This window comes from Pseudomonas sp. UMAB-08 (assembly GCF_900095225.1).
Lineage (GTDB): Bacteria > Pseudomonadota > Gammaproteobacteria > Pseudomonadales > Pseudomonadaceae > Aquipseudomonas.
Genome location: NZ_LT607415.1, coordinates 197,776 through 218,896 on the forward strand (window position 1 = coordinate 197,776; position 21,121 = coordinate 218,896).

Sequence of the window (21,121 nt, forward strand, 5' to 3'; positions counted from 1 at the left end):
ATCAAAAAAGCGCTAAGGTGAGTTGAGCGTAGACACAATCAGCCTGCTACGTCCAATGGCGCAACCTCGAGCAATACCTGGCGGTTTTTTACCTGATCACCTTGAGTCACGTGCAGGCGACGAATGACCCCGTCGATTCCGGCTTTGAGCGGGTGTTCCATCTTCATGGCTTCGAGCACCAGTAACAATTGGCCCTGGCTGACGGTCGTCCCTTCGCTGACCAGTACATCGACAATCGCTCCGTCCATGGGGGCTTTCAGGGTGCCTGAGTGAACGTTGATCTGGCCTTTGACAAGGGCGTGGGTCAGGTCGAGTACGTGTAGATTGCCTGAGTTGCTGTGCAGCCAGAGCGTGTCGGCGTCCAGATGATAGGCATGCCGACGACGCACACCGTCAATCTCGATATTCGCCCGGCGGCCGTCGGTATCCAGCACATGCAGGCTGATCAGCGTTTCCACCACCCGCACGTCCAGGCGCTCACCGTTCTGACTCAGCGCCACGGCGAATGTGTGTTCGCCGTTTCCCAATTGATAGTGTGAGGGGCCCGTGGCGTTGTTGCGCCAGCCTGCACGCTGGGCGGGATGCGTCTTGGCCGAGGCGAGATAAAACAAGGCCGCGGCCATCGCCAGTTCAATGGCGGTGGGCGAATGAGGGTGCAGGCAAGGGGCGTCGGTGAAGTGATCGCCGATAAACCCGGTGCTGACAGTGCCCGCGACGAACTGCGGGTGTTGCAGCAACGTGGACAGCAGTTGCTGGTTGCTGTTGATGCCCAACAGCACGCAATCTTCCACCGCTCGCAACAGCTTGCGTCGGGCCTCTTCACGTGTGGCGCCGTGGGCGATGATTTTGCCCAGCATCGGGTCATAGAACGGGCTGATGTGCTGACCTTCCAGTACCCCATGATCGACCCGCACACCGTCACCCTGCGCGGGTTGCCAGTGCACGATCTGCCCGGTCTGGGGCATGAACCCCTGCGCCGGGTCCTCGGCGTAAAGCCGAACTTCCATCGCGTGACCCTGGGGTTGAATCTGCTCCTGACGCAGCGGTAAAGGATCGCCTGCCGCCACTTGAATCTGCCAGGCCACCAGATCCTGGCCGGTGACCATTTCGGTCACCGGGTGTTCGACCTGCAAGCGCGTGTTCATTTCCAGAAAGTAGAACCGCCCACGCTGATCAAGCAAAAACTCCACAGTGCCCGCGCCGACGTAATGCACTGCGCTGGCGGCCTGTAACGCCGCTGCGCCCATGGCGGCGCGCAGCTCCGGGGTCATGATCGGGCAAGGCGCTTCTTCGATGATTTTCTGATGCCGACGTTGCACCGAGCAGTCACGTTCGCCGAGGTAAACCAGATTGCCGTGGCTGTCGCCGAAGATCTGCATTTCCACGTGACGCGGTCTGATCAGCGCCTGTTCGAGAATCAGTTCGCTGGAGCCGAAAGCGTTGTGCGCTTCCGACCGTGCGGTGCGCAGGTGTTCGAGCAGGTGTTCGGCTTTTTCCACCATGCGCATGCCCCGGCCACCACCACCGGCACTGGCCTTGATCATCAGTGGGTAGCCAATCCGTTCAGCTTCGCGGCCGAGGCTGGCGTCGTCCTGCGCGGCGCCTTGATAGCCCGCGATGCAAGGCACGCCAGCCTCGATCATCGCCAGTTTGGACAGGCGTTTGCTGCCCATCAGCGTGATTGCTTCCACGCTGGGGCCGATGAAGACCAGACCCGCCGCCGCGCAGGCCAGAGCAAAATCAGCGTTCTCCGACAAAAAACCATAACCGGGATGAATCGCATCGGCACCCGTGCGTCTGGCGGCGTCGATAATCGCTTCGATGTTCAGGTACGACTGCTGCACGTGCGCCGGGCCGATACACACCGCTTCATCCGCCAGCTGCACGTGGCGAGCGTGCGCATCCGCTTCGCTGAACACGGCCACGCTGCGATAGCCCAGACGGTGTGCAGTGTGCAGAACACGGCAGGCAATTTCGCCGCGGTTAGCGATGAGGATTTTGTTGAAGGCTGGCATTCGTGGCGTCCTTTTTCCGGGTGTCTAGAAGCTGCTTTTCGCCCACGCGGGTTCGCGTTTTTGCATGAAAGCCAGCGTGCCTTCCACACCTTCGGTGCCGACGATTGCAGTGCTGAACGCTTCAGCCGCCTGATCCAGAAGGGCGCCGAGTGGCACATCTGCGGTGGCCAGCAACAAGGCTTTGGTCGCGGCATTCGCACCGGGTGCACAGCGCAAGACCTGCTCCAACACATCGCTCAAGCGTTCAGCCATGCCTTGCGCGTCGCGTTCGACAAAGTGCACCAGCCCCAGGCGTCCGGCTTCTTCGCCATCAAAGCGCGCGGCGGTCAGCGCCAGGCGCCGGGTCTGAGTCAGGCCGATGCGCTTGACCACGAACGGGGCGATTTGCGCCGGGATCAGACCGAGGCTGGTTTCTGGCAGACCGAATTGCGCCTGATGATGGGCAATGGCGACGTCGCTGACGCAGGCCAGGCCAAAGCCGCCACCCAGCACCGCGCCTTCCAGCACCGCGACCACCACCTGCGGGGCTTTTTCCACTTCTTCCAGCAGCGCGCCAAATGCGCGGTTCAAATCCTTGTAAGCCTCGGCGCCCTGGCCTCGGGCGTTGGCCATGTCCTTGATGTCGCCACCGGCGCAGAAATGCCCGCCGGCACCGCACAGCACCAGCGCCCGCACCTGTGGGTCTTCGCGCACCCCGGCCAGCACAGCGCGCAGTTCGCCGACCATGTGCAGGCTCATGGCGTTGCGGCTTTCAGGCCGATTAAGGGTGATGTGCAGCACGCCGTCGTGGCTATTCAGCAGCAGGGTGTGGCACGTGGGCAACAGGCTCATGCTTTTTTACCGGGCAGGATGCTCATCAGTTTGCAGATAATCCCGAGCATGATTTCGTCGGCGCCGCCGCCAATCGACACCAGGCGCACATCGCGATAAGCGCGGGAAACCGGGTTGTCCCACATAAAGCCCATGCCGCCCCAATATTGCAGGCAACTGTCGCTGACTTCGCGGCCCAGTCGTCCGGCCTTGAGTTTGGCCATTGATGCCAGTTTGGTCACATCGCGGCCCTTCACGTACTGCTCGGTCGCCTGATAGACCAGGGCCCGCAGGCATTCGATTTCGGTTTGCAGTTCGGCCAGGCGGAAGTGGATCACCTGATTGTCGATCAGCGCGTTGCCGAAGGTTTTGCGCTCGCGGCAGTACTCGATGGTGCTGTCGATGCAGTACTCCAGGCCCTTGATCATGTTGGCGGCACCGAACAGACGCTCTTCCTGGAACTGCAGCATCTGCATCATGAACCCTGCGCCTTCGTGGCCGATTCGATTGCGTTGGGGGACGCGTACGTTATCGAAAAACACCTGGGCGGTTTCCGAGCTGCGCATGCCGAGCTTGTCCAGGAGTGGGCTGAGGCTGATGCCGGGGCTGTTCATCGGCACCATGATCAGCGATTTATTCACATGGGCTTTGTCGTCCGAAGTGTTGGCCAGCAAGCAAATGAAGTCTGCGTTCGGAGCGTTGGTGATCCACATTTTGCTGCCATTGATCACGTAGTCGGCGCCGTCTTTTTTCGCACAGGTCTTGAGTCCCGCGACATCGGAGCCAGCGCCGACTTCGGATACGCCAATACAGCCGACCTTTTCGCCGGTGATGGCCGGGCGCAGGAACTCTTCGCGCAACTCATCGGAGCCAAAGCGCGCCAACGCGGGGGTGCACATGTCGGTCTGCACGCCGATGGACATCGGGATGCCGCCGCAGTGGATGGTGCCAAACTCTTCGGCGGCGACGATGGAGTAGCTGTAATCCAGGCCCATCCCACCAAACTGTTCGGGTTTTGAAATGCCCAACAGACCCAGTTCGCCGGCTTTCTTGAACAGCTCATGGATCGGGAAACGTCCCGCTTTTTCCCATTCATCGACGTGCGGATTGATCTCCTTGTCGACAAAATTATGCACGGTACGCCGCAGTGCTTCGTGTTCCTGGGTGAAGATCATTTTTATTGTTCTCCTTTGGAAATCGCCTACGGGTTCAACATCAAAATCGCGCCACGCCGAAGCTATTCGGTTGCAGCGGTCTTACCGCCGCTTCCTGACAAATATCCAGCAAATAGCCGAGCAAGGTTCGGGTGTCGCGAGGGTCGATCAGGCCGTCATCCCACAGGCTGGCCGTGCCGTACAGCGCCCCGGACTGACTGTCGAGCTTCTGTGCGGTCACCTGTTCCAGCATGTCGAGCATCTTCGGGTCCGGGTCGAGTCCGGCTTTGATGTGTTTGGCCTCGGTGACGATGCGCAACACCTTGCCGGCCTGAGCGCCGCCCATCACTGCGGTTCGGCTGTTGGGCCAGGCAAAGATGAAGCGCGGGTCCAGACCTCGGCCGCACATAGCGTAGTTGCCCGCGCCGTAGGAACCCCCGACCACAATGGTCAGTTTCGGCACCCTGGCATTGGCCACCGCCTGAATCATCTTCGCCCCATGCTTGATCACGCCGTGTTGTTCGGACTCGGTACCGACCATGAAGCCGGTGGTGTTGTGGAAGAACAGCAGCGGCGTCTGGCTTTGGTCGCACAGCTGAATGAATTGCGCGGCCTTGCTCGCGCCTTTGGGCGTGATCGGCCCGTTGTTGCCGATAAACCCGCAGGGCTGGCCTTCAATCTGCAAATGACCGCAGACGGTTTGCTGGTCGTATTCGCCTTTGAACTCGAGAAACACTGAGCCATCGGCCAGACGGGCGATGATTTCACGCACGTCATAGGGCTTTTTCGGGTCATGGGGGATCAGCCCGAGCAGCTCGTCGATGGGGTAGCGCGGCGCTTGATAAGGCGGGCGGGGGCGCATCGGCAACTGGGCATTCCACGGCAGCAAGGCGATGATTTCGCGCACGATGCGCAACCCATCGGCGTCGTTTTCCGCCAGATACTCTGCGGTGCCGGCAATTTGCGCGTGCATCTCTGCGCCGCCCAGCTCTTCATCGGTCGCAATTTCGCCGGTCGCCGCCTTGAGCAACGGCGGACCGGCGAGAAACAGTTTTGCCTTGCCGCGCACCACCACCACGTAATCCGACAGTCCCGGCTGATAAGCGCCGCCAGCCGTGGAGGAACCATGCACCACGGTGATTTGCGGCAAGCCCATGGCCGACATCCGCGCCTGATTGGCAAACCCTCGCGCGCCCTCGACGAAAATCTCCGCCGCATAGTTGAGGTTGGCGCCGCCGCTTTCGGCCAGGGTCACCACCGGCAATTTGTTTTCCATGGCGATCTGTTGCAGGCGCAGGGATTTTTTCAGTCCACTGGGGGAAATCGTGCCTCCCCGGATAGCGCTGTTATTGGCGACCACCAGCACACGCACCCCGGACACATAACCGATGCCGGCAATCAGCCCGCCACCGGCCTGGCTGCCGTCCTTGTCGTCATGCAGTTTGTAGCCGGCCAGCGACGCCAGTTCGAGAAACGGCGCGCCAGGGTCGAGCAACAGATTCAGGCGTTCGCGGGGCAACAGCTGACCGCGTTTGTCGAATTTTGGCTTGGCCTCAAGGGCTTTGTCCAACAGCACCCGTTCAAGCTGGCGCACCTGCGCGATACTCGCCAGCATGGCCTCGCGGTTCTGCGCAAAGCTCGTGCTGTGGCAATCAAGCTGCGATTCAATTACCGGCATGCGCTACTCCTTGTCCTTCAAGACATCGGGCAGACAGGCGCGATGAAAGCCGTTATACGACGTGCTGTTCTGCGCCTTGTGCAATGGCCAGGCGCGACTGCCAAGGCTGGCGGCACCATCAATGCGCAGGGTGCTGCCGCTGATGAACGCGGCCCCGGGACTGAGCAGAAACACAATCGCCGCGCTGACCTCGGATTCGGTGCCAATACGCTTGAGCGGTACATGCTCGCGCAAGGTGGGAATCACTGCCTTGAACGCACCTTCGTACGTATCCATGCCGCTGGAAGCTATCCATCCCGGTGCTACAGCGTTGACGCGTACTCCGGCATAAGCCCATTCAACCGCAGCGGTTTTGGTGAGGTTTTCCATGCCTGAACGGGCGGCACCGGAATGGCCCATACCGGGCATTCCGCCCCACATGTCGGCGAGCATGTTGACGATGGCGCCACCGTGCCGGCTCATGGATTGATTGAAGACCTCGCGCGCCATCAGGAAACCACCGACCAGATTGGTGCGTATCACGGTTTCGAAACCCTTCTGATTGATTGAGGCCAGTGGGGCGGGGTATTGGCCGCCGGCGTTGTTGACCAGCCCATGAATCGGCCCGCGCTCGGCAATCACCTGAGTGACCAGCGCCTTGACCCGATCTTCTTCGCGGATGTCGCACACCTGCCAGCTGACCTGACCGCCGTCTTCGCTGATCTCGGCGCTCACCTGCTCGAGTTTCGCCTGCTTGCGCCCGACCAACACCACATGGGCGCCAAGGGCTGCCAACTCGTGGGCGGTGCAACGGCCGATACCGCTGCCGCCACCGGTGACCACATGGGTCTGGCTGCGGAACAGGTCGGGTCTGAAGACCGAATCGTATGCCATGCATCACCCCTTCTTATTGAGTGTCCGGATCGCTTTCCGGGAATTGCTGGCCATCGACCTGATCGGCAATGCTTTGTGGCACCGGGATCTGGATTTCCAGCAGTTGCTGAGCGAACGCTTTGCCCTGCGGGTCGATACGCAGGCTGGCGACTCCGCCACCGCCGAGGGCGTTTTCCAGGAGGAAATTCAGGCTGTGGCTGCCGGGGAGATACCAGCGCTCGACCCGACCATGAATCGGGTCGAGGACATGGCTCATCCAGTCCACAACCACCGCGCTGCTCAGGGTTTCGGCGATCCACGGCAGGTACTCAGGGCGTCGCGCCATGACCCCGATATTGCTGTGGTTGCCTTTGTCACCGGAGCGCGCTACCGCCAGTTTTACCAAGGGCACGCTGGCATCGGCACGGCCATGAGGTTGCGGCGGTTGCAGGTCCAGGGGCAGTGCGCTTGGGTCGAACCTCTGCTGGGGCGGCAGCTCGAAAGGACTGCGCTGGCCATCGATGTCGATTTCCAGGCGGCAGGCGGACTTGTCGATCAGGAATGAGAACAGGCGAATGACCGGGTACACCGTGGGCCGGCCGCCAACGATGCCCGTGAGCCCCGGCGCCATGCCCGTGGCGGCCTGCGCGATCTCGCGGGAGAAGAGGATCAATGCTTGTTTTTCGGGGTGACGCACCGCCAGTTTGATCACCACTTCGCGAGTGTCGTGCCGTTGGCCGTGGGGGCCATAGGTGGCTTCGCTGCCCAGCAGTTCGATGTTCACTTCGCTATAGGGTGGCCAGCCGCGTTGGCTGAACAGCTCATTGGTTTTGTTGATAATCGCCTGGCCGACGCGCTCGGCTTTTTTTACCGCATCGATTCCGGCGATCAGGCAACTGGCCGTGCAGCGGAAACCGTCCGGGTACGTCGCGCAAACCTTGTATTGGCCGCTGGGCGCCAAGCCGCGAGCGCCCTCGACGCTGACCCGGTTGTCGCCCACTTGCTTGAGTCGGACGTGGGTGAAGTCGCACACCACATCAGGCAGCAGGTAGGCCCGTGGGTCGCCGATTTCGTAGAGCAACTGTTCACCGACACTCAGCGGTGAGATCAACCCCCCGGAGCCGGCGGGTTTACTGACAATGAAGTGACTGCCAGCGCTGACTTCAATGATCGGGAAGCCGATATGTTCGTAGTCCGGCACGTCCTGCCAGTCAGTGAAGTTGCCGCCAGTGCACTGCGCGCCACACTCTATGATGTGGCCGGCGAGGGCGGCTTGGGCCAGTTTGTCGTGATCCTGCCAGGACCAGCCGAACTCGTGGACCAGCGCTGCACTGACCACTGCGCTGTCGACCACTCTGCCGGTGATGACGATATCAGCGCCCAGTCGCAGCGCTTCGACAATGCCAGGTGCACCGAGATACGCATTGATGGACACGCACATCGGCGGCAGGGGCGCGCCAGTGAACATTTCGTGAACGCCCGCGCCGCTCAAGTGCTTGAACTGCGGCTGCAGATCATCGCCGAGCAGGACAGCGATCTTCAGGTTGACCCCCGCGCGCAGGCAGGCTGCGTGCAAGGCTGCTGCACAGGCAAGGGGATTGACTCCGCCCGCGTTGCTGATGATCCTGATCTTCTGCTCGGCGATCTTTGGCAGCAGCGGTGCGAGCACTTCGATGAAGTCAGTGGCGAAACCCGCGTCCGGATTTTTCATCCGGGCCCCGGCCAGCAGCGACATGGTGATCTCGGCCAGGTAGTCGAACACCAGATAGTCCAGTCCACCGCCGTCCACCAGTTGCGCGGCCGCCGTGCAGGTATCCCCCCAGAATGCGCTGGCGCAACCGATGCGCACGGTTTTGGACATGACAGACCTCGTAGTCGATTGACTGTGCATTAGAGACTACCAAGCAAGCGCTTGGTTTTGAAAGCCCCAACTTAAAATAATTGCTTTACGTGGCACCCGAGCGCTTGCTTGGTGTGCCGCACAGGCATAAATTGCGCGCGCCATATGCCAACTTCCAAGAGGAACCTCACCGTGGACGAGCAAAAAGCCTTGAAGGTGATGCGCGAATTGGTGGACGGTGGGCACATCACCGATCCCGACAGCGCCCGTGGCAAACTGCTGCAGGTGGCTGCTCACCTGTTTCGCAACAAAGGCTACGAACGCACCACCGTGCGGGACTTGGCTGGCGCTGTAGGCATTCAGTCCGGAAGTATTTTTCATCACTTCAAAAGCAAGGACGAAATCCTGCGCTCAGTGATGGAAGAGACCATCCGCTATAACACCGCCTTGATGCATGCGGCGCTCGCCGACGCGGGCACTGTGCGCGAGCGGGTGCTCGCGCTGATTCGCTGTGAGCTGCAATCGATTATGGGCGGCAGTGGCGAGGCCATGGCAGTACTGGTCTACGAGTGGCGATCGTTGTCGGAAGAAGGGCAGGTTCACGTGCTGGCCTTGCGCGACCTCTACGAGCAGCTCTGGCTGCAAGTACTGGGAGAGGCGAAAGAGGCCGGCCATATCAAGGGCGATGTGTTTATCACACGGCGCTTTCTAACGGGCGCCTTGTCGTGGACCACCACCTGGTTTCGCGCTGAAGGCAGCATGACCCTTGATCAGTTGGCGGATGAAGCACTGATCATGGTTTTAAAATAACGGTGAAACCTGCCAGCGAGTGCGATTTGAAAGCACGTTGACATTGTCTAACAGGCCGAAAACGCATAGCTTATCCACATCCAGTTACCTGAGGTGTGCCGTGTTGATGTCTTCGCCTTCGCGGACGGCTTACGGAACTTTGTTTTTGGCTATCAGTACGTTATGGGCCAGCGAGGCGTGTGCCGTACAGCAGGTTCGTATCGGTGCGGCGCATTTTCCGCCTTACACTGTTCGCCCCGAAAAAGGCGAAGACACCGGTTTGTTGCCGCAGTTGGTCATCGCCTTGAATGCAGCGCAAAGCGACTTTCAGTTTTTGCTCGTGCCGACGTCCATTCCGCGTCGCTTTCGTGATTTTCAGGACGGCCGGATCGACATGGCCATCTTCGAAAATCCGGATTGGGGCTGGAAGAATATTGCGCACGTCAATGTCGACATGGGCCTTGAAGACGCTGAAATCTTCGTCGCCAAGCGTGAAGAAGGGCGCACACAAAACTACTTCGATGACTTGCAGGGCAAGCGCCTGGCCTTGTTCAGCGGCTATCACTATGCGTTTGCCCACTTCAACGCCGACCCCAAATTCCTGGCCGAACACTACAACGCGACGCTGACGTATTCCCATGACAGCAACTTGCTGATGGTGCTGCGCGAACGGGCTGACATTGCCCTGGTGACGCGCTCGTACCTGAGCGATTTCATGGCGCGTAATCATGATAAGGCCCGCCAGTTTTTGGTGTCCGAGCGGGTCGATCAGGTTTATCGGCATTACGCCTTGCTGCGTCCGCAGGCGCCTATTACGGGGGAGCAGTTCAGCCAGTTATTGCAGCAGCTTCGTGATAACGGGCAGATGTTCAAGATCTTCCAGCCGTACCGAATTGCGGTCACATCGCTACAGAACAATCACTCGATCGCTGCGGACGGAATGCATTAATCCCGCTATCAGATGGCTGGAGCGTTGTTTTCGCAGGCAAGCCTGCGAAAACGGTCACGTGGGTCAACGATCCTTCGCGTCTTTGGCATCCATCTCGGCGTTGCGTTCATGAACGCGCTTGAGCTGCTCATCGGTCAAATCAACCTTTGTAGCGGTATCGCGCAGCATCAACAGACCACCGACGATCGAGCCAATGGCAACGATCAGAATTAACCAGGCATACCAGGGCATAGGGCTCTCCTTGAAGTGATATCACTTTGAGCAATCTATATTGCCAGTGGTTCAATTCTAGGCGCCCTGTGCCCGGTTTGTTAGCGGCATGCGAGTTGTCAGCGACTTATAGACCGGTCAACATTGCATCGGCTGACGCATCGGCGCGCAGTTGGCTGGTGAGCAGGAAATATCTATTACCGATCACCGGGTCCCGAAAATCGACCGGTTCGGCTACAATGCGCGCCGATTTCGACTTGCCTGAGAGCCTACTCATGTCCGCCTGCCAGACTCCTATCATCGTCGCCCTGGATTTCCCTAACCGTGACGCCGCGTTGAAACTGGCCGATCAGTTGGACCCGAAGCTGTGCCGGGTCAAAGTCGGTAAAGAACTGTTCACCAGTTGTGCGTCGGACATCGTCGAAACCCTGCGTAACAAGGGCTTCGAGGTGTTTCTCGACCTGAAATTTCACGACATCCCCAACACCACGGCGATGGCGGTGAAGGCCGCTGCGGAAATGGGCGTGTGGATGGTCAATGTCCATTGTTCCGGTGGTTTGCGCATGATGGCGGCCTGCCGTGAAGTGCTTGATCAGCGCAGCGGGCCAAAACCGTTGCTGATTGGGGTCACTGTGCTGACCAGCATGGAACGTGAAGATCTGGCGGCTATTGGTCTGGACGTCGAACCGCAGGTGCAGGTGCTGCGTCTGGCCGCGTTGGCGGAAAAAGCCGGTCTGGACGGTCTGGTGTGCTCGGCACTTGAAGCCCGAGCCCTGAAAACTGCCCATCCTTCTTTGCAACTGGTCACGCCCGGCATTCGTCCGGCAGGCAGCGCCCAGGATGACCAGCGCCGCATCTTGACCCCGCGTCAGGCGCTGGACGCTGGCTCCGACTATCTGGTCATCGGCCGTCCCATCAGCCAGGCCGCCGACCCGGCAAAAGCGCTGGCGGCGGTCGTGGCTGAGTTGGCGTAAAAGCTATTCGCGAGGCGTCTGTTCAGGCGCCTCCGATCACACCTTCAACACCAGTTTTCCGAAGTTTTCACCCTTGAACAGCTTCATCAGGGTTTCGGGGAACGTTTCCAGACCCTCGACGATGTCTTCCTTGCTTTTGAGTTTTCCTGAAGCGAGCCAGCCGGCGATTTCCTGACCGGCTGCGGCGAATTTGGGGGCGTAGTCCATGACCACGAAGCCTTCCATGCGCGCACGGTTAACCAGCAATGACAGGTAGTTGGTCGGGCCTTTGACCGCTTCCTTGTTGTTGTACTGGCTGATGGCGCCGCAGATGATCACCCGTGCTTTGGGCGCCAGGCGGGAAAGAACGGCGTCGAGGATATCGCCACCGACATTGTCGAAATACACGTCGACGCCTTTCGGGCATTCACGTTTGAGGCCCGCGTTGACGTCTTCATTCTTGTAGTCGATGGCGCCGTCGAAACCCAGTTCATCAATCAGCGACTGGCATTTTTCTTTGCCCCCGGCGATGCCGATCACGCGGCAACCTTTGATTTTGGCGATTTGCCCGGCAACACTGCCCACCGCACCTGCGGCCCCGGAAATCACCACGGTCTCACCGGCTTTCGGCGCACCGACGTCCAGCAGGGCGAAATAAGCGGTCATGCCGGTCATGCCCAGCGCGGACAGATAACGCGGCAGTGGTGCCAGTTTCGGGTCTATTTTGTAGAACCCCCTGGGCTCACCGAGAAAGTAGTCCTGCACCCCCAGCGCGCCCTGCACGTAATCACCGACGGCAAATTCAGGGGCCTGTGAAGCGATCACTTTGCCTACGCCCAGCGCGCGCATCACGTCACCCAGATTGACGGGTGCAATGTAGGACTTGCCTTCATTCATCCAGCCGCGCATGGCCGGGTCCAGCGACAGGTATTCGTTCTTGACCAGAACCTGACCTGCCGCCACTTCGCCGACAGGCACTTGCTGGAAGGTAAAGTCGTCGCGACTCGCGGCCCCGGAAGGGCGCTTGGCGAGCAGGAATTGACGGTTGGTCTGGGCAGTCATGGCAGGCACTCTTTTAGACAGGAAGGAGAGATAACACGCCTACGTGATAGTCGTTGACCGCCGTTCCGGCAAGGTTTGTCCGTCTGGCGAATGCAGGCTGATCCAGTTGGGTGATGAGCCCTCGCTGGCTTAATCACTCTGGCGCATACGTGCATAACCGGGTCTTTGATAGTGCTGACGTGCGCCTGCGGGGGATGGCTAGACTGCGTCACTATTCAACCGTCAGAGGACAATTACATGAGCATGACTTTTTCCGGTCAGGTGGCCTTGGTCACGGGCGCTGCTGCGGGCATTGGTCGCGCGACCGCATTAGCCTTTGCTGAGCAGGGTTTGAAAGTGGTGGTGGCAGACCTGGACAGTGAGGGCGGGGAAGGCACGGTTGAATTGATTCGTGCTGCGGGCGGCGATGCAGTGTTTGTGCGCTGCAATGTCACGAAAGAAACTGAAGTGCGCCAGTTGATGGAGCAGGCCGTGAGTACGTATGGCCGCGTCGACTATGCCTTCAATAATGCTGGCATCGAGATCGAAAAGGGCCGTTTGGCCGAGGGCAGCGAAGCCGAGTTCGATGCAATCATGGGCGTCAACGTCAAAGGCGTCTGGTTGTGCATGAAGTACCAATTACCGCTGATGCTCGTCCAAGGCGGCGGGGCCATCGTCAACACAGCGTCAGTGGCCGGCCTTGGCGCTGCGCCAAAGATGAGCATCTACAGTGCGTCGAAGCATGCCGTGATCGGCCTGACCAAGTCGGCCGCGATTGAGTACGCGAAGAAGAAAATTCGCGTCAACGCCGTCTGCCCGGCAGTGATCGACACCGACATGTACCGTCGTGCCTATGAAGCCGACCCGAAAAAAGCCGAATACGTGGCCGTCATGCACCCGGTCGGTCGTGTCGGCACTGTCGAAGAAATCGCCAGCGCTGTGCTGTACCTGTGCAGCGATGGCGCGGCCTTCACCACTGGCCACGCGTTGGCGGTGGACGGTGGGGTGACCGCGATTTAGGACCCACCAATCCTTGGTAGTAGGCGCTCACGCTTGCGCGCGCTGATCGGCTAAGCTCGCCTCCTGTAGTGGTCTATGTGTCAGGAGTGAGTCGATGGATTTCATGTGGTTTGCCTACCCACTGGTCAGTGCCTTGGTGCTGATCATTATCGACCTGACCCTTTGGCAATGGGTTGACCCACGGTATGTGCGCTGGAAGATGGCGGTGCGGCTGGGCCTGTTTCTGTTGTTCAGCATGGCATTGCTGGATGCCGGGTTGAGCCCTCTGTTTCCGGTGCCGGATGTGGTCCTGCCACCCCGGCACACGCTGGCGACCGTGCTTGCGATTGCCTGGTGGCTTTATGGCGCGCGAACCCTGACCGTATTGGCGGTGGTGATTCTGGAGCCCCGGATCGGTGGCAAGGGGCATTTGCTGCAAGACCTGATGGGCGCGATCATCTTTTTGGTCGCCGTCGTCGCGGCTGCCGCGTATATCCTCGATTTGCCAGTCAAAGGCTTGCTGGCGACATCGGGCGCGGTGGCGATCATCCTCGGTCTGGCTGTGCAGAGCACGCTGGGCGACGTATTTTCCGGGATCGTGCTCAACGCAACCAAACCCTTTCGGGTCGATGACTGGATTCGCGTCGACGACATAGAAGGCAAGGTAATCGAAATTGATTGGCGGTCAACCCATCTGCTGACGTCCGAAGGCAGCATGGCGGTGATTCCCAACGCGATGGCGGCCAAGACCCGGATCGTCAATTTCAGCCGTCCCGATCACTTCCATTCCGTGACGCTGACCGTGGAGTTACCGGTACGCTTGCGCCCGAGTCTGGTGCTGGACTCGCTGGAGAAAGCCTTGCAGGGCTGCCGTGAGCTGCTGGCAAAACCCAAAGCCGGGGCCGTGGTCAAGGCGTCCGGTCTGCGCTCCGTGGAGTATGAAATCACCGGCTACGTCAAATCCCGGGACCGTCGCAGCGCGGTGAGTAATCAGCTCTATGACTTGATCTATCGCCAGTTGGCGGCGTCCGAAACCCTGCGCCAGGATCAGATCAAGCCTGCGACGCGGCAGTCGGCAGTGCTCAACACTGTCGGGGTGCTGCGCATGCTCAGCGATGAAGACCGTGCCGAGCTCGAGCGCCACATGCACTTGCGCTCGTACCCTGTCGGCGCGGTGATTCTCGCTCAGGGTGTCGTCCCCGATGCGCTGTTGATCATTGAGTCCGGGGTGGTGACTGCGGCCGTTGAGCGGCCCGATGGCTGGCTTGAGGTTGGGCGCATGGGGCCGGGCGAACTGATCGGCGAAACCGGTATTGTCGACCAGTCGGCCAGCCTGGCGCGATTCAGTGCACTGACCGACTGCATGGTCTATCGCATCGAAAGCAAAGACCTTGAGCCGTGGCTGGACGAGCACGGTGAATTGCGCGGCGCTCTGGCGGGGTTGGTACGCTTCCGCGCGCAGGCTCGGGCGACGATGATTCAGCACAAGCCCGTGGATGTAGGCCCGAACGGTTTCCTCCAATGGTTGCGCAAAAGCGTCACTCGCTTTCAGCCGGGTAACGAGCGCGGGCCGACGGACAAACTCAGTTGAATCGCCACAGCACAAACGTTCAATTCTCAAACCGCTGACTGACGCATATTGAAGCCTCGCCCTGCTAATCGACAGCAACGAGGTATGCACAATGTCCAACGCCGCCCCGGATGATGTGGTGACGCTGGTGGTTCGCCATCGGATCAAAGCTGGCGCCGAAGCGCAATATGAAGCCTGGCTGCGCCGGACAGTCAGCATTGCAGGCCGTTACGACGGCCATTTGGGTGTCGATATCATTCGCGGGCATGGCGCGGGCCTGCGTCTGTTCACCTGTGTTCTACGCTTTCGCGACACCGACTCGTTGCAACGCTGGCTCGATTCCAGCGAGCGGCGCGGTTTGATCGAGGAGGTTAGCCCGCTCTTGGCTGACGGCGATCAGACTGAGATCAATCGACAGAGTGAGTTCTGGTTCACACCCGCTGATGTTGCCAGCCCGCCGCCGCGCTGGAAGCAAGCCGCGGTGACGTTTTTGGTGATCCTGCCACTGAGCATGCTGGTGCCCTTGTTCTGGAAGCCGATTCTGGGAAGGCTGCCGGCGCTGGACGCCCTGTTGAGCTATCTGATCGGCAACGTGGTGATCACCCTGAACATCGTCCTGCTGGTGGTTTACCTGTTCATGCCGTGGGCCACGCGCGTGTTCGCGCCCTGGTTACGCGCTGCTTCAAACCCTCCTGACGTCGATGCCAAGCACCCGTCAAGCGAGGTCAAACCATGAGCAATACGGCCTTCCATGTTGACGATGAGGGGACACGAATGAACGCTGATCTGATTCTGTACAACGGCCATTTCCACACGGTTGATCGCGACCTGCCCACTGCCAGTGCGGTGGCCATTCAGGGCGGGCGCTTCGTCGCGGTGGGCGATGAGGCTCAGGCCATGGCCCTGCGCGGCACAGGCACTCAGGTGATTGACCTCAAAGGCCGCTCGGTGATTCCCGGCCTGAACGACTCGCACCTGCACCTGATTCGGGGCGGTCTGAACTACAACCTGGAACTGCGTTGGGAAGGCGTGCCGTCGCTGGTCGACGCGCTGCGGATGCTCAAGACCCAGGCCGAACGCACGCCCGCGCCGCAATGGGTGCGCGTGGTGGGTGGCTGGACCGAATTCCAGTTCGCCGAAAAACGCATGCCCACTCTCGATGAGCTGAATAAGGCCGCGCCGGACACACCGGTTTTCGTCCTGCACTTGTACGACCGCGCCTTGCTCAACCGCGCTGCCTTGCAGGTGGTGGGTTACACCCGTGATACGCCGAACCCGCCGGGTGGGGAAATCATGCGTGATGCCAAAGGTGAACCGACGGGCATGCTGGTGGCGCGGCCCAACGCGATGATCCTGTATTCGACCTTGGCCAAGGGACCCAGGCTGCCCCTTGAATACCAGGTCAATTCGACCCGCCAGTTCATGCATGAACTCAATCGATTGGGCGTGACCAGCGCCATTGATGCGGGCGGCGGTTATCAGAATTACCCTGACGACTATGCGGTGATCCAGCAGTTGGCCAAGGACCGGCAGCTTACGGTGCGCATTGCTTACAACCTGTTCACCCAGAAGCCCAAAGAAGAACTGAGCGATTTCAAGAACTGGACCAGCACTTCGCACTACGGCCAGGGTGACGATTTTTTGCGGCACAACGGGGCAGGGGAGATGCTGGCGTTCAGCGCCGCCGATTTCGAAGATTTTCTCGAACCGCGGCCAGACCTGCCCGTGGGGATGGAGCAGGATCTGGAGCCGGTGGTGCGGCATTTGGTGGAGCAACGCTGGCCGTTCAGGTTGCACGCCACCTATAACGAGTCCATTTCGCGAATGCTCGACGTCTTTGAACGGGTCAATCGCGACATTCCTTTTGATGGCTTGCCCTGGTTTTTCGACCATGCCGAAACCATTACCCCGAAAAATATCGAGCGCGTGCGGGCCTTGGGTGGCGGGATCGCGATTCAGGATCGCATGGCCTTTCAGGGTGAGTACTTCGTTGACCGCTACGGTGCCAAGGCGGCCGAAAACACGCCGCCGATCCAGCGCATGCTTAGCGAAGGCATTCCGGTAGGTGCGGGCACTGATGCCACGCGGGTGTCGAGCTACAACCCCTGGACTTCGCTGTACTGGCTGGTCAGCGGGCGCACCGTGGGCGGGCTTGAGCTATACCCGCAAGGCGTGTCTCGGGAGATCGCGCTGGAACTGTTTACCCATGGCAGCGCCTGGTTTTCGGCTGACCAGGGCCAGAAAGGCCAGATCAAGATCGGGCAACTGGCGGACCTGGTGGCGCTGTCGGCGGACTATTTCAGCGTCGACGAAGAGGCGATCAAGTGGATTGAGTCGGTGCTGACCGTGGTCAATGGCAAGGTCGTGTATGCCGTTGGCGACTTCAGCACGCAGGCGCCGCCCAGCCTGCCGGTGATGCCGGACTGGTCGCCGGTGGTCAAGGTGCCGGGTCACTGGCGTCCCGCATCACCACTACTGGCTCAGGTGCATCAGTGTGCCGGCCCTTGTGCAGTGCATGTTCACAGCCACCAGCAGGCACGCCTGTCATCGGCGCCGGTCAGTGACTTCCAGGGCTTTTGGGGTGCTTTTGGCTGCTCATGCTTTGCGTTTTGAGTCGCCGTGTTCTAACGCGCCGCGCGCTGAAATGGAATGAAGAAAAGGTGATAACCGGCGCCTTGGCTGGACGCGGCGCTGATCGATAAACCACACTGGAGCAACCCCATGAGCAACGTGACCCCCTACAAGCGTTTGGATAAGGATGATGCCGTGGTCCTGATGGTCGATCATCAGACGGGCCTGATTTCACTGGTTCAGGATTTTTCCCCTAACGAGTTCAAGAACAACGTATTGGCGTTGGCCGACATTGCCAGGTTCTTCAAATTGCCGACCATTCTGACCACCAGTTTTGAGCAGGGCCCCAACGGCCCGCTGGTGCCGGAACTTAAAGCGATGTTCCCGGACGCGCCGTATATTCCGCGCCCCGGGCAGATCAATGCCTGGGACAACGCTGATTTCGTCAAGGCCATCAAGGACACCGGGCGCAAGCAGTTGATCATTGCCGGAGTGGTGACGGATGTCTGCGTGGCGTTTCCAACCTTGTCAGCCATCGCCGAGGGCTTTGATGTGTTCGTGGTCACCGACGCGTCGGGAACGTTCAACGAAACCGTGCAGCAAGCGGCCTGGCAGCGAATGACGGCGGCTGGCGCGCAACTGATGAACTGGTTCTCGGTGGCCTGCGAACTGCATCGCGACTGGCGCAATGACATCGAAGGGCTCGGTCATCTGCTGTCCGAGCGTCTGCCCAACTACCGCAACTTGATGAACAGCTACGCGGCCAAGAAGTAAGCCCGAAGCGTCTTGTTTCAGGGCTGACCATGCTCATGCGCTGAGTGGGCATGGTCAGGCTACCGATCGTCCCCTGAGCCCACCCTCACGGTTCAAGCAGCTACCCTCAGGTTTCCGTGAATACTGGAAGCTCAGGCATGACCCTTAAGCAAGGCAGTGAGCCTGTCCCTGATCTCGTGTCGGCGCACCTGTACACCGAACGGCTATCGGTGCGTCGTGCCAAGGAGTTGATCGCCAACCATCTGTCTGAAGGGTTGTCTGTGGCGCGCATCGCAGAAGCGTGCGCGTTGTCACGCAGCCATTTCTCCCGCGCCTTCAAGCAAAGCACCGGCATGGCGCCCCATGCCTGGCTATTGCAGATGCGTATAGAAAAGGCCAAAGAAATGCTGGCGAGCGGACAGCATTGCCTGTCGCACATCGCGCTGGACTGTGGTTTCGCCGATCAGGCGCATTTCACCCGGGTGTTTTCACGACGGGAGGGTACGACACCAAGTGCCTGGTGTCGCATGCGCCCTTGATGGGACTTTAGCTGGCAGCGGCCGAGGCTGTATCGCGAGACACATACCGTTCCAGTTCGGAGATCCCGGTTGGCAGGTCCAGAGAAGCGCCGGCATGGCGCATGCTCGACCCCAGGGCGTGCAAGGTGCGGAACAGGTTGTGCACGCGGCTTTGCTCACCCATCTGGCCGATACGCACGATATTGAGGCCGAACGAACCGGAGATTTCGACCCGGTGTACGGCTGTCATGTGGCTTCTGACCAGGTCAGCGGAAACGCCTTTGGGAACGTTGATGCCGATCACCGAGTTGAGGCGTACTTCTTCTGGAACCAGGAGTTCCAGACCCATGGCTTCCATCCCTCTTTGCAGGGCTTTGGAGCACAGCTCATGCCGGTGGAATCGACGCGGCAGGGTTTCTTCGCACACCAGGTGCAATGCTTCATGCAGCGCCAGAATGCCGGAGACTGGTGCAGTGTAGTGATAGGAACGCTGGTTCCAGAACTTGTCGGCCAGCAGTGCGTCCAAGCACCAGTGGGCAATCGGCTGTTTGCGCGCTTCGATTCGCGCCCATGCGTAGTCGGAAAAGGCCAGCAGCGAAACGCCGGGAATGGACGACAAGCCTTTTTGCCCGCCGGTGATGACTGCGTCGACTTGCCACTCATCCATGTCGAACGGCATGGTGCTCAAGGTGCAAACCGCGTCGACAATCACTGCGCAGTCATAGGAATGCGCCAGTCGCGAAATCGTTTCCAGATGGCGGTTATAAACGGTATTCGAGGTCTCACCCTGAACAATGGTCAGCGTGCGGAAATCACCCTGCTTCAAGTATTGCTCAACGATATCGGGGTCGGCCGCTTGATTGTCCGGGACCTCCATGATGGTGACTGCACCGCCGACACGGGATGCCATCTCGGACATACGACGGCTGAAGTAACCGTTGCAGATCGACAGCACCTTGCTGCCCGGGGTCACCAGGTTGCAGATCGCCATTTCCATTGCCGCTGAACCGGGACCGGCTACACCCAATACATGCTTGGACGCAGTCTGAAAGACGTAGGCGCCCATGTCCTTGACCTGGTCGATCACCTGATTCATCACATCGCCCAGGTGATTGATGACGATGGAGTTCGCATAGGCCACTTTGTGCGGCAGCGGTACAGGGCCCGCGCCCATCATCAGCAACGGTTCCTGGGGTAGAATTTGATCGAGCGCGATGATGGAAGCCGGGATTTTAATGTTCATGAACGTTCTTTATGGGTCGATGAAATAGGGGCGCTACCTAAGCAACCTAGCGCTGTATCGGACGCCGCTGAGCATACCTCAACGAGGGTGGTGAGTTCATGCCCTGGGTTTTGGGTGACAAGAAACGGTGGTTCGATGTGTGGTTAACTGTTTTATCAAAACCAGGGGGCGGCGAGTAACGATGGATTTTTATCACACTCAAGAACACAGCGGTTTACCGACACTGCACCCTCAACGGCTTCGAGTCGGGGATGCCGTCGCGCTGGTGTCGCCTGCCGGGCCCGTGGCTCAGGCGCGCGTCGAGGTCGCGGTCAAGGTGCTCAGCGATTGGGGCCTGCGACCACGCATCTATCCCCATGCGCTGGATAAAAACTCGTTTCATGCGGGCAGGGATGAGCATCGTGCTGCGGACTTGAACGACGCGTTGGCCGACCCCGAGATCCGTGCGGTCATCTGCAACCGCGGTGGTTATGGTGTGCAGCGCATTATTGAACACCTGGACTTCGATGCGGTAAGGCGAGACCCCAAGCTGGTGCTGGGATTTTCCGATATCACGGCCTTGCATGCAGCGCTCTGGCGTAACGCGCGGTTGGCCAGCATCCATGGCCCGGTGGCCGTGCAGCTTGAGCGGGGCGGCCTGACGAATAGCAGCGTAAAACACACGTTGATGAGCGCCGAACCGGTGCTGGTCAGGGCCGATCCCGCAGAAGCCACGGTGAGTGTGCGCAGCACGGGTGTAGCTCAAGGGATTTTGTTGGGCGGTAACCTGAGCATGCTCAGTACCTCCATTGGCACGCCATTTATGCCCGACCTGAACGGCGCGATCCTACTGATCGAGGACGTGGCCGAAGCGGCGTACCGTGTCGATCGAATGCTCACGCATCTGCGCAATTGCGGCATCCTGCAGCGTCTGGCGGGCGTGGCGGTGGGGCAGTTCAGCGAGCCCGCAGGCGCGGCAGGGCAGATCAGTCTGGCGGACGTGCTCAACGAACGTCTGGGCGATCTCGGTATTCCGCTGCTGGGTGGGCTGTCCATCGGCCACGGCGACCCCAACATTGCGGTGCCACTGGGCACGCACGCCATCCTCGACGCTGATGCCGGCACCTTGCTGGTGGCAGCGGCCTGCCGTTAAAGAAAGGCGCGGCGTGAAGTCGAAGATCATCGCCATGGGGTGAG

At 59.9% G+C, this 21,121-nt stretch carries 20 protein-coding genes; 10 read left to right on the forward strand and 10 right to left on the reverse strand.

The genetic code is table 11. The annotated features are described in order from the left end of the window. Window positions 1-38: 38 nt before the first annotated feature. From K0F75_RS03965 to K0F75_RS03990, 6 genes are read right to left on the reverse strand one after another with little or no spacing between them, the layout of a single operon-like run. Entirely contained in the window at window positions 39-2,015 is a 1,977-nt protein-coding gene (locus K0F75_RS03965; protein WP_219060548.1) for an acetyl/propionyl/methylcrotonyl-CoA carboxylase subunit alpha, read from the reverse strand. Between the two features lie 24 nt (window positions 2,016-2,039). After that, window positions 2,040-2,846, reverse strand: coding sequence for an enoyl-CoA hydratase/isomerase family protein (locus tag K0F75_RS03970; protein ID WP_219060549.1), 807 nt, complete (start codon window positions 2,844-2,846; stop codon window positions 2,040-2,042). Then, window positions 2,843-4,000, reverse strand: coding sequence for a citronellyl-CoA dehydrogenase (atuD, locus tag K0F75_RS03975; protein ID WP_219060550.1), 1,158 nt, complete (start codon window positions 3,998-4,000; stop codon window positions 2,843-2,845). The genes K0F75_RS03970 and atuD overlap by 4 nt, the downstream gene beginning before the upstream one ends. A gap of 40 nt (window positions 4,001-4,040) precedes the next feature. Beyond that, window positions 4,041-5,657: a geranyl-CoA carboxylase subunit beta gene (atuC, locus tag K0F75_RS03980; RefSeq protein WP_219060551.1), complete on the reverse strand. Its 1,617-nt coding sequence runs from the start codon at window positions 5,655-5,657 to the stop codon at window positions 4,041-4,043. A gap of 3 nt (window positions 5,658-5,660) precedes the next feature. After that, window positions 5,661-6,530: an SDR family oxidoreductase gene (locus tag K0F75_RS03985; RefSeq protein ID WP_219060552.1), complete on the reverse strand. Its 870-nt coding sequence runs from the start codon at window positions 6,528-6,530 to the stop codon at window positions 5,661-5,663. Between the two features lie 13 nt (window positions 6,531-6,543). Further along, a complete protein-coding gene (locus tag K0F75_RS03990; RefSeq protein ID WP_219060553.1) occupies window positions 6,544-8,370 on the reverse strand; it encodes an acyclic terpene utilization AtuA family protein in 1,827 nt (608 codons plus the stop codon). 171 nt (window positions 8,371-8,541) lie between these two features. Here K0F75_RS03990 and K0F75_RS03995 point away from each other — a divergent pair, with 171 nt between their 5' ends. Further along, window positions 8,542-9,159, forward strand: coding sequence for a TetR/AcrR family transcriptional regulator (locus K0F75_RS03995; protein WP_219060554.1), 618 nt, complete (start codon window positions 8,542-8,544; stop codon window positions 9,157-9,159). A 106-nt stretch (window positions 9,160-9,265) separates the two neighbouring features. Beyond that, on the forward strand, window positions 9,266-10,087 hold the full coding sequence (locus K0F75_RS04000) for an ABC transporter substrate-binding protein (RefSeq protein ID WP_219060555.1): 822 nt from the start codon (window positions 9,266-9,268) through the stop codon (window positions 10,085-10,087). Window positions 10,088-10,150: 63 nt separating this feature from the next. Here the strand turns inward: K0F75_RS04000 and K0F75_RS04005 are convergent, their stop codons facing one another. Together K0F75_RS04005 and K0F75_RS04010 are read right to left on the reverse strand one after the other, a co-directional pair. Beyond that, a complete protein-coding gene (locus K0F75_RS04005) occupies window positions 10,151-10,318 on the reverse strand; it encodes a DUF2897 family protein (RefSeq protein ID WP_219060556.1) in 168 nt (55 codons plus the stop codon). 106 nt (window positions 10,319-10,424) lie between these two features. After that, window positions 10,425-10,574, reverse strand: a complete 150-nt coding sequence (locus K0F75_RS04010) for a hypothetical protein (protein WP_219060557.1) — start codon at window positions 10,572-10,574, stop codon at window positions 10,425-10,427. Between K0F75_RS04010 and pyrF the strand changes: the two genes are divergently transcribed. After that, window positions 10,573-11,271 (forward strand): orotidine-5'-phosphate decarboxylase, encoded by a 699-nt coding sequence (pyrF, locus tag K0F75_RS04015; RefSeq protein WP_219060558.1) that lies wholly within the window; start codon window positions 10,573-10,575, stop codon window positions 11,269-11,271. The genes K0F75_RS04010 and pyrF overlap by 2 nt on opposite strands. Before the next feature lie 36 nt (window positions 11,272-11,307). Here pyrF and K0F75_RS04020 read toward each other — a convergent pair whose 3' ends face one another. Next, window positions 11,308-12,312 (reverse strand): NADP-dependent oxidoreductase, encoded by a 1,005-nt coding sequence (locus tag K0F75_RS04020; protein WP_219060559.1) that lies wholly within the window; start codon window positions 12,310-12,312, stop codon window positions 11,308-11,310. 237 nt (window positions 12,313-12,549) lie between these two features. On the opposite strand from K0F75_RS04020, the gene K0F75_RS04025 reads away from it, so the two are divergent. The 6 genes from K0F75_RS04025 (at window position 12,550) to K0F75_RS04050 (ending at window position 18,723) form a co-directional block, all read left to right on the forward strand. Further along, a complete protein-coding gene (locus tag K0F75_RS04025; RefSeq protein ID WP_219060560.1) occupies window positions 12,550-13,311 on the forward strand; it encodes an SDR family oxidoreductase in 762 nt (253 codons plus the stop codon). A 94-nt stretch (window positions 13,312-13,405) separates the two neighbouring features. Beyond that, window positions 13,406-14,881, forward strand: coding sequence for a mechanosensitive ion channel domain-containing protein (locus K0F75_RS04030; RefSeq protein ID WP_219060561.1), 1,476 nt, complete (start codon window positions 13,406-13,408; stop codon window positions 14,879-14,881). Between the two features lie 91 nt (window positions 14,882-14,972). Further along, window positions 14,973-15,596, forward strand: coding sequence for an antibiotic biosynthesis monooxygenase (locus tag K0F75_RS04035; protein ID WP_219060562.1), 624 nt, complete (start codon window positions 14,973-14,975; stop codon window positions 15,594-15,596). Window positions 15,597-15,634: 38 nt separating this feature from the next. Continuing rightward, on the forward strand, window positions 15,635-17,473 hold the full coding sequence (locus tag K0F75_RS04040; protein WP_219060563.1) for an amidohydrolase: 1,839 nt from the start codon (window positions 15,635-15,637) through the stop codon (window positions 17,471-17,473). 108 nt (window positions 17,474-17,581) lie between these two features. Next, window positions 17,582-18,205 carry an isochorismate family cysteine hydrolase YcaC gene (gene ycaC, locus K0F75_RS04045; RefSeq protein WP_219060564.1) on the forward strand — a complete coding sequence of 208 codons (624 nt, stop codon included), beginning with the start codon at window positions 17,582-17,584 and terminating at the stop codon, window positions 18,203-18,205. Between the two features lie 137 nt (window positions 18,206-18,342). Continuing rightward, entirely contained in the window at window positions 18,343-18,723 is a 381-nt protein-coding gene (locus tag K0F75_RS04050) for a helix-turn-helix domain-containing protein (protein ID WP_219060565.1), read from the forward strand. 7 nt (window positions 18,724-18,730) lie between these two features. Here the strand turns inward: K0F75_RS04050 and K0F75_RS04055 are convergent, their stop codons facing one another. Continuing rightward, entirely contained in the window at window positions 18,731-19,945 is a 1,215-nt protein-coding gene (locus K0F75_RS04055; RefSeq protein WP_219060566.1) for an alanine--glyoxylate aminotransferase family protein, read from the reverse strand. Window positions 19,946-20,126: 181 nt separating this feature from the next. Here K0F75_RS04055 and K0F75_RS04060 point away from each other — a divergent pair, with 181 nt between their 5' ends. Continuing rightward, window positions 20,127-21,077, forward strand: coding sequence for an LD-carboxypeptidase (locus K0F75_RS04060; RefSeq protein WP_219060567.1), 951 nt, complete (start codon window positions 20,127-20,129; stop codon window positions 21,075-21,077). Window positions 21,078-21,121 lie beyond the last annotated feature (44 nt).